This window comes from Polaromonas sp. (assembly GCF_030682935.1).
In the GTDB taxonomy this organism is placed as follows: domain Bacteria; phylum Pseudomonadota; class Gammaproteobacteria; order Burkholderiales; family Burkholderiaceae_C; genus Polaromonas.
On sequence record NZ_JAUXNA010000126.1, the window covers coordinates 1 to 9,037 of the forward strand.

The 9,037-nt window shown below is 64.5% G+C and carries 7 protein-coding genes; 5 read left to right on the forward strand and 2 right to left on the reverse strand.

Annotated features, from left to right (window positions below; translation table 11 throughout):
• On the forward strand, positions 1-1,267 hold a 1,267-nt coding region (locus Q8K05_RS05775; protein ID WP_370868780.1), incomplete at its 5' end, for a hypothetical protein.
• A 359-nt stretch (positions 1,268-1,626) separates the two neighbouring features.
• On the forward strand, positions 1,627-4,350 hold the full coding sequence (locus Q8K05_RS05780; protein WP_305245567.1) for a cation-translocating P-type ATPase: 2,724 nt from the start codon (positions 1,627-1,629) through the stop codon (positions 4,348-4,350).
• A gap of 126 nt (positions 4,351-4,476) precedes the next feature.
• Here the strand turns inward: Q8K05_RS05780 and Q8K05_RS05785 are convergent, their stop codons facing one another.
• Positions 4,477-5,196, reverse strand: coding sequence for a GntR family transcriptional regulator (locus tag Q8K05_RS05785; protein WP_305245561.1), 720 nt, complete (start codon positions 5,194-5,196; stop codon positions 4,477-4,479).
• The gene (locus tag Q8K05_RS05790; protein ID WP_305245562.1) at positions 5,196-6,908 is read right to left on the reverse strand and encodes a sigma-54-dependent Fis family transcriptional regulator; all 1,713 of its coding nucleotides are present in this window, start codon (positions 6,906-6,908) and stop codon (positions 5,196-5,198) included. Before Q8K05_RS05790 ends, Q8K05_RS05785 begins: the two co-directional genes overlap by 1 nt.
• Positions 6,909-7,330: 422 nt before the next feature.
• On the opposite strand from Q8K05_RS05790, the gene Q8K05_RS05795 reads away from it, so the two are divergent.
• The 3 genes from Q8K05_RS05795 to Q8K05_RS05805 are packed head-to-tail and all read left to right on the forward strand — an operon-like array spanning position 7,331 to position 8,866.
• Positions 7,331-7,537 carry a phenol hydroxylase subunit gene (locus Q8K05_RS05795; RefSeq protein ID WP_305245563.1) on the forward strand — a complete coding sequence of 69 codons (207 nt, stop codon included), beginning with the start codon at positions 7,331-7,333 and terminating at the stop codon, positions 7,535-7,537.
• 27 nt (positions 7,538-7,564) lie between these two features.
• Positions 7,565-8,560, forward strand: coding sequence for an aromatic/alkene monooxygenase hydroxylase subunit beta (locus Q8K05_RS05800; RefSeq protein ID WP_305245564.1), 996 nt, complete (start codon positions 7,565-7,567; stop codon positions 8,558-8,560).
• 36 nt (positions 8,561-8,596) lie between these two features.
• On the forward strand, positions 8,597-8,866 hold the full coding sequence (locus Q8K05_RS05805; protein ID WP_305245565.1) for an MmoB/DmpM family protein: 270 nt from the start codon (positions 8,597-8,599) through the stop codon (positions 8,864-8,866).
• The last annotated feature ends 171 nt before the right edge of the window (positions 8,867-9,037 follow it).

Below are 9,037 nucleotides of genomic sequence, written 5' to 3' on the forward strand. Positions count from 1 at the left end.
CGGCGTGTCGGTCGAGGCGCTCAACAGCGCGTGCTTTTGCATCAGCCTGGACACCGGGGCGCTGGGCCGGGCCCTGGAATCCGAGATCGGCCAGCCGGGTCTGTTTGAACTGGTACGCGAGCGCTGCCCCTACCTGTTCGCGGCGCGCCCCGTGTTTGTGTCGCAGGCCCACCTGGCGCGCATGGCTGAGCTGGTGCGGGCCATCGAGTCGGTGGTGGCGCTGCCGGCTTACCGTGCGCAAGTGCTGGCCCAGGCGCCCGCCATCGCGCGGCATGATCCGGGCGGCGCCAGGGGCGTGTTCTTCGGCTACGACTTTCATGTCACCGAGGGCGGCTTTGGGCTCATTGAGATCAACACCAATGCGGGCGGCGCGATGCTCAACGCCGTGCTGACGCGGGCGCAACGGGCCTGCTGCCCGGCGATGGAGCATCTGTTGCCGACGCCAGCCACGGCCGATGCGCTGGAAGACCGCATCGTGGCGATGTTCCGCCGCGAGTGGGCGCTGTCAAGCCATGACCGGCCGCTGCGCAGCATCGCCATCGTCGACGAGGCCCCCGCGCAGCAGTATTTGTACCCCGAGTTTTTGCTGTTCCAGCAACTGTTCAGGCGCCACGGGCTGCAGGCCGTGATTGCCGACCCGGCAGACTTCACCCTGCGGGACGGCGTGCTCCGGCATGGCGAGCTGGCCATCGACCTGGTTTACAACCGCCTGACGGATTTTTCGCTCACCTCACCTGCCAGCGCCACGCTGCGCGCGGCCTACCTGCAACACGCCATGGTGCTCACGCCGCACCCGCAGGCGCACGCCTTGTATGCGGACAAGCGCAACCTGACCCTGCTCAGCGATGCGGCGCGGCTTCAGGCGCTCGGTGTGCCACAGGCCACGCAGGCGGTGCTGCTGGCCAGCATTCCGCACACCGAAGTGGTGGAGCCGGAGAATGCAGAGCGGCTGTGGCGCGATCGCAAGCGCCTGTTCTTCAAGCCGTTCGCCGGCTTCGGCGGCCGCGCCGCCTATCGCGGAGACAAGCTGACGCAGCGCGTCTGGCAGGAAATTCTCTCGGGCGATTACGTCGCGCAGGCGCTGGTCAGCCCCGGCGAGCGCACCATCTCTGACCAGGAACCAGCGCAGGTGCTGAAGTTTGACCTGCGCGACTACACCTACGACGGCCAGGTGCAGTGGGTGGCAGCACGCCTCTACCAGGGCCAGACCACCAACTTCCGCACGCCCGGTGGCGGCTTCGCGCCGGTGTACGCAGGGCCGGCATGATGGCAACCATCACCGCAGGCGAGGCGCGGCGCCCCCCACCGGCCACCGGCCATGAAACCCGTTTATTTCTGCTGGGCGACGACGGCAGCGTGCAGCCGCTGGCACATGAGCGCTACGTTGCGCTCGCCCGCCATCAAGCGGCCGCACCCGAGTTGGCCGGCCTTCGCCTGATGCTGGTGGACTGGTACTTGCGCATCGTTGGCAACCAGCCGCAGGACGTCGTCAACGAAACCTGCAGCTGGCTGGTGTTTGATGCACAAGGCCGGCTGGACCTGCATGCGGCGCTGGCGATTGATGAGGAAGCGGCCCCGAGCGAGGCGCAGTGGGCGCAGATCCGCGCGCAGGTGTTCGGCAGCGGCATGCAGCCGCCCGGCGACTTGCCCGCGCCGCAGGGCCTGAGCAGCGCCGAAGCCGCGCAGCGCCTGGCTACCGACGGTCCCAACCTGCTGCCCGGCAGCGCGCCAAAATCCAGCGCAGCGATCCTGCGCGAGGTCATCACCGAGCCGATGTTCCTGATGCTGCTGGCCGCTGGTGGCATCTACCTGGCGCTGGGCGACCGGGCTGAGGCGCTGTTTCTGCTGGGCTTTGTATTCGTCGTGATTGGCATCACGCTGGCGCAGGAGCGCAAAACGCAGCGGGCGCTGGAGTCGCTGCGCGACCTGTCGGCCCCGCGCGCGCTGGTGCTGCGGGGCGGGCAGGCGCTGCGCGTTGCAGGGCGCGATGTGGTGCGCGGCGACGTGCTGGTGCTGCGCGAAGGCGACCGCGTCGCCGCCGATGCGCGGCTGCTGGACGGCCAACTGGAGGTGGACGAGTCGCTGCTGACCGGCGAATCGGTGCCGGTGGTCAAGACGCCCGACGCAGCGAGCGCTGGCGCCAGCGAACGCAGCGCCGGGCCGCTCAAGCGAAGTTCAGCCCCCCTGGGGGGCAGCGCAGTACGCGAAGCGACAAGCGTGGGGGCCACGAACGAAGCGCCGGGCCGCCCCAAGCGAAGTTCAGCCCCCTTGGGGGGCAGCGCAGTACGCGAAGCGACAAGCGTGGGGGCCATGCTTTACGCCAGCACCGTCGTGACCCGGGGCGCCGGCCTGGCCGAGGTGCACGCCACCGCCAGCGCCACGGCGGTCGGGCGCATTGGCGCAGACCTGGCAGCCACCGTTGAGCCGCCGTCGGCGCTGCAAAAGGCCTCGCGCACGCTGGTGCGCCGGCTGGGCCTGGGCGCGCTGGTGCTGGCCTGCGGCCAGGTGCTGCTGAGTTGGTGGTGGAGCGGCCTGCCGCTGCTGGACAGCCTACTGGCGGGCATTGCGCTGGCGATGGCCATCCTGCCCGAGGAGATTCCGGTCATCCTGACCGTGTTCCTGGCGCTGGGCGCCTGGCGCATTTCACAGCAGAAAGTGCTGACGCGGCGCACCTCGGCGGTCGAGGCGCTGGGCGCCATCACGGTGCTGGCAGTGGACAAAACCGGCACGCTGACCCTGAACCGCATGGCGGTGGCCGAGCTGGCCACCGCCAGCGCGCACTTCACGCCAGACCGCGCCACCGAACTGCCCGAATCCTTTCACTGGCTGACCGAATTTGCGATGCTGGCCACGCCGGGCGACCCGTTTGACCCGATGGAAAAGGCGATCCAGCAGTTTGGCCACCGCTGGCTGGCGGGCACCGAGCATGTGCACGACGGCCGCGTGCCGGAATTTGAATACGCGCTGTCGGGCGAGATTCTGGCGATGACGCGGGTGTTCGCCAGCGCCGACCCGTCGCAGTTTTTGCTGGCCACCAAAGGCGCGCCCGAAGCCGTGGCCGACCTGTGCCACCTGGGCGCCGCACAGCGCGAAGCGATACAGCGCCAGGTCGGAGCCATGGCCGGGCGCGGCCTGCGCGTGCTGGGCGTGGCGCGGGGGCGCTGGATGGGTGCGGCAACCGCACCCGATACCACGCCGCCGTGGCCGCAAAGCCAGCACGACTTTGACTTTGAATTCCTCGGCCTGGTCGGCCTGGCCGACCCGCCGCGCCCCGAGGTCCCTGACGCGCTGGCAGAATGCCGGCGCGCCGGCGTGCGGGTGATCATGATGACGGGTGACCACCCCGCCACGGCCCGCGCCATTGCGCGCCAGGTCGGCTTGTCCGAACGGCCCGAGGTCCTCACCGGGGCCGAGCTGGCCGCGCTTTCTGACGAGGCCCTGCGCGCGCGGCTGAAACAGGTGGACCTGTGCGCCCGCCTGCTGCCGGCGCACAAGCTGCGCCTGGTGCAGGTACTGCGCGCTGGCGGCGAGGTGGTGGCCATGACCGGCGACGGCGTCAACGACGCACCCGCGCTCAAAGCCGCCGACGTGGGCATTGCCATGGGCGAGCGCGGCACCGACGTGGCCCGGGAAGCGGCCGCGCTGGTGCTGCTGGACGACAGCTTTGCCCGCATCGTGGACGCCATCCGGCAAGGCCGGCGCATCGACGACAACATCCGCAAAGCCACGCGATTTGTCTTTGCCGTGCATGTGCCCATCATTGCGCTGGCGCTGGTGCCCACCCTGATGCAGTGGCCGGCGCTGCTGCTGCCCGTGCACATCGTGCTGCTGCAGCTGCTGATTGACCCGGCCTGCGCGGTCGTTCTGGAGGCAGAGCCCGAGGCGCCCGGCCTGATGAGTCGCCCGCCACGCCCGGCATCAAGCTCGCCGTTTGCCGCCGCAACGCTGGGCCATGCGCTGCTGCAGGGTCTGGGCGTGGCAGCGGTGCTGCTGGCGGGCTTTGCCTGGCTCGCGGGGCAAGGCTGGAGCGCGGCGCAAGGGCGCGCCGCGGTGTTTAGCGCGCTGGTGCCCAGCGTGCTGCTGCTGATCGTGGCCAACCGCGACCTGACGCGGTCGGCGTTCAGGGGCCTCGCCGCCCCCAACCCGTGGCTGTGGCGCATGGCCGCCGCCATGGCGCTGCTGCTGGCGGCGGTGCTGGGCCTTCCGTGGTTGCGCCAACTCATGGGCTTGGGCCTGCCCGGCGCGGCGGGCCTGGCCGTGGTGGCCAGCCAGTTGGCGCTGTGCGGCCTGTGGCTGGAACTGGTGCGGCGCATCGGGCCCCGGCTGCAGCCACGCCGCACCGGCACCTGAAACGCCGCGAAGCACACAGGAACAGCGCAATAGCCCTTGCCCTTATGGACTGATTGAAAATCCACCTTTGGTTTGAAACCTCGCCTTTCAAGGCGATGGGACCAACCCCGGCCTGAAGGCCTGTCGCTAATTTTCTGCTTTTTGCTGCGTTTGTCGTTTAACGACGTCGTGCGTCAGGCGCACATGGGCCTCCAGAGCCAATGCTGCGCGCGCTTCCTGGCGGTTGATGGCGGCACGAAAGATGTCTTCGTGCTCGCGGTGTACGTCCCGTCCGCTGACATGAGCCGCAGTCAACTTCCAGTTAATGGTACGGTAGCGCTCGGCATGGCGGTACAAGATGTCCAGGATGTATTTTGCCCAGGCTGAATCGCAGGCGCCGATCAGCGCCTCGTGGAAGGCTTTGTTGCGACGTTCCCAGAGGTCGGGGTCGGATCCTGCGAGGTCGCTTTCAGTTTGGGTCAGCAGATCGTAACTAGCCACCAGCGCGGCTTCCCAGTGCGCGTCACCATGGCGGATCGATTGGCGCAAGGCCTCGGTTTCCAGCATCACACGGGTGTTGGTCACGTCTTCCAGGTCGGCCAGCGAGATGGGTGCCACCCGAAACCCCCGTTGACCTTCAGCGGTGACCAGCGCGTCGGACATCAGCAGCGACAAAGCCTCGCGTAAGGTGCCGGCGCCGACCTCGTACTGGTCCTTCAGGTGCTCTACGCGCAGTCGCTCGCCGGGGGCGAGCTTGCCGCACACCACGTCATGGCGCAGGCTCAGGTAGGCACGCTCGACCAGGGTACGGGGTACAGCCGTCGCGGTTTCGGGGAGTGGATAGAGGCGTTGTTTGAGTGATGACATCACAATGTTCCCGGTTCGCGGTTGAGGTCTGGCGAAGACGCAGAAGCGCCGCGACTCTGCCGGTGCTTTTGCCGATAGGCCAATTGGGGGCGGGTCAGGCCCAGCAGGCGCGCCGCCTCAGACAGGTTGCCACGGGCGCGGGCCACGGCGTGGTCAAGCACGCGTGCCTCAATGTCCTCCAGCGAGCTGCCACTGTCCAGAATGCGCGCGCTCAAGTCGTCGTCTTGCACACTTGGCATTCTGGCGAGCTGGCCATGGGCGTCCAAGCTAGTCTGTACGGAATCGGGCTGGTTCGGAAACAGGTGTTCAACTTCAACCATGCCTGCCTGGCGTGCGAGAATCACGCCACGCTCCACCAGGTTTTCCAGCTCGCGGACGTTGCCTGGCCAATCGTGTTGCCGCAGCGCCTGCAGCGCGCGTTCTTCAAAACCCAAGACACGCTTGCTGTGCAGAGCGCAAAAACGGGCGAGCATGCCTTGGGCTAGTGGCTCAATGTCGGTCTTGCGCTCGCGCAGCGGTGGAATGCAAATGGGATAAACGTTGAGACGGTACATCAAATCACGCCGGAAACGCCCGGCAAGCACGGCCTGTTCTAGGTCGACATTGGTGGCTGCCACCAATCGCACATTGACTTTGCGCGTCGTCTCGCCTCCCACGCGCTCGATTTCCCCTTCCTGTAATACGCGAAGTAGTTTGGCCTGGGCAGCCAAAGGCAACTCGCCCACTTCATCGAGTAGCAAGGTACCGCCATCGGCGCGCTCAAAACGACCGCTACGCGAGGCGTGCGCGCCAGTGTAGGCGCCTTTTTCCACGCCAAACAGCTCGGCCTCAATCAACTCGGAGGGCAAGGCGGCGCAATTCACCGCCACAAAAGGCCCATCAGCACGGGTGGATAGTTCGTGCAGGGCGCGCGCAAAGCGTTCCTTGCCGACGCCGGTTTCACCGGTCAACAACACCGTGACTTGGGTCTGCGCCACCTTTTGCATCAGCGTGTAGGCTTTGTGAAAGGCCGTAGAGTTGCCGATCAACTGGCCGCCCTGACTGACAGGCCCCAGCGTCGACTTCAAGGCCTCCACCTGCGATTGCAGGGCTTCCATCTTTTCCATCAGGGAGTCGTCGTTGAAGTAGACGCGATGGGCCTCACCATCAGGCCATTCTTCGATCGGGCGCCCGATGATCTGGCAATGGTCAGCACCACACGCGGCGCACAGGGTTTCTTTGTAAAGGATCAGACGCCCCATGAACGCGCTGGTGTAGCCGCTGGCATAGCCCAGCAGCGTCCAGCAGGCCGGGTCTTCATCCAAGCCGAACATCTGTTGGTGCGCATAGGCCTCCCAGGAATGTTCCCAGTTGAACTCGCCGTAAAACTGGCCCGCCTGGATATCGAAGGTGAGCTTGACCGGTGTGACACGGGCCGCCCCTTCGAGCATGAACAGTTGTGGGCCTACCAAAAAGCTGTCTTGTAATGAGTCACCGGGCCGCGTCTTTCTGGCGTACTCAGCGTCGCACAGCCCCGATGCGTAACCCATGCGCGTCAGAATGCGCCGCGCATGCTCTGGGCCGACTGAAGTCATCAAGTCCTGGCGCAACGCGGCCAGTGCCATGGTGTGCATCAGCACCATGCGCCGATCGCCCAGCCAAATCGCACCGCTGTCCGGCTCAAAACGCAACAGGCGCCGCAAATCGTCGTTCGGGGGATATTTAAGGCTCATAAGCAGATCATCTCTTGGTAAGGCTAAAAGGCAATTTTCTCGATATTTATACATCAATTCTTAATAGCACGCCAGATTTCAGGATTGCTGCTGAAATTTGATCATTTGGTGAAATGCAGCCTGTATTGCTGGCTCAAATGCGCAATTTAGCTGGTTTTTGATCGAATTTTCACCCAAGGGAAATCCCTAGTACATGCAAATTTCATTTCGAAATTTGAAAAAATAGAGAGGAATTGATAGGTGTTTTCCCTATAAATATCGAGAATTTTGTAGATCAGTCCACGTTTGGCAAGGTCCTTGCGATGTCATGAAAGTAATACCTGCAAGGTCATGCCCATGTACTTCCATTTCACCATCAGTCCCGACCGCAAGGTCCTGCGCGCCATCAAGCGGCATTCAGGGTGCCTCGTATGACTAAGCCTATGCCATCCGCAGTTGACGCGCTCACTTGCGACATCGCACGCAAGTTTGTCCGCGTCAAGGAAGTGCGTCCGGACGGACTGGTGTGTTTTGAGTTCTCGATCGGCTGGCCGGAGTTGTTTGTTGATTTGATGTTGCCGCAGTCTGCCTTTGACGATTTTTGCGTCCAGCAGCACGCGCAGCGCTTAAGTGATTCAGCCCCAGCGTAGTTTCTTTTAACAGAGGAGAGAGTTTTTATGTCAGTAGATCTTCATACACGTGAAATCAAGTCCTTGCGCAACACGTTTACGCATACGGCTAAATACGTTGGCAACGACAAGCCCGCGTCGCGCTACCAGGAAGCCACCCTCGGCACGCAGCCGTCGGCCAACTTCCACTACCGGCCCACCTGGGACCCTGAGCACGAAGTGTTTGATGCGTCACGCTCGGCGGTCAAGCTGGCCGACTGGAACCTGCTGCGCGACCCGCGCCAGTACTACTACGCCACCTGGACCATGGCGCGCGCGCGCCAGCAGGATGCGCTGGAGGCCAACTACGAGTTTGTCGAGGCGCGCGGCCTGGTGGCCAAGATGCCCGCCGCAGTGCGCGCCAAGGCCTGCGAGGTGCTGATGCCGCTGCGCCACGTGGCCTGGGGCGGCAACATGAACAACAGCTCGATCGGCGCTTATGGTTATGGCACGCCATTCACCGCGCCCGCCATGTTCCATGCCATGGACCACCTGGGTGCGGCGCAATTCATCACCCGCCTGGGCCTGGCGCTCGACGAGCCCGGTGTGCTCGAAGTCGGCAAGAACGCCTGGCTCAATGACGCGAACTGGCAGCCGCTGCGCCGCTACGTCGAAGACACGCTGGTGCTGCAAGACCCGTTTGAATTGTTCGTGGCGCAGAACCTCGCGCTCGACGGCCAGCTTTACCCGCTGATCTACGGCAGCTTCGTGGACGACCAGATCGTGCTGCAGGGCGGCACGGCGGTGGCCATGCTGACCGCCTTCATGCCCGAGTGGCACGACGAGAGCGCACGCTGGATCGACGCCGTCGTCAAGATTGCGGCAGCGGAGTCCGATGCCAACCGCCAACTGATCTCGGGCTGGGTCAAGACCTGGGCCGATCGCGCCCAGGAGGCACTCGCACCGGTGGCCGAACTCGCGCTGGGCGCGCCAGGCCGGCAAGCACTGCAGGCGGCACGTGCAGGTCTCGACCAGCGTTGCAAGAAAGCCGGCCTCGCGGCCTGAGCGACCGAAGCATTCAATTAAAAAAGGAGACACCGCATGTCCAACGTATTCATTGCCTTTCAGGACAACGAAGATTCGCGCCCCATCATTGACGCGATCCTGGCCGACAACGCTGCCGCGCAGGCGACCTACCCGACCGGGCTGGTCAAGATCGACGCCCCCGGCAGCCTCGTGATCCGCCGCGAGACCATTGAAGAGCTGATCGGACGGCCTTTCAATCTGCAGCAGATTCACGTCAATCTCGTCACCCTGTCGGGACACATCGACGAAGACGACGATCAGCTCTCGCTGAGCTGGAAACATTGATACCAACGACACAAGGAGAAAACATGGACACCCCTGTACTGAAAAAGAAACTCGGCCTGAAGGATCGCTATGCCGCCATGACGCGCGGCCTGGCTTGGGACACCACCTACCAGCCGATGGACAAGGTATTTCCGTATGACAAATACGAAGGCATCAAGATCCACGACTGGG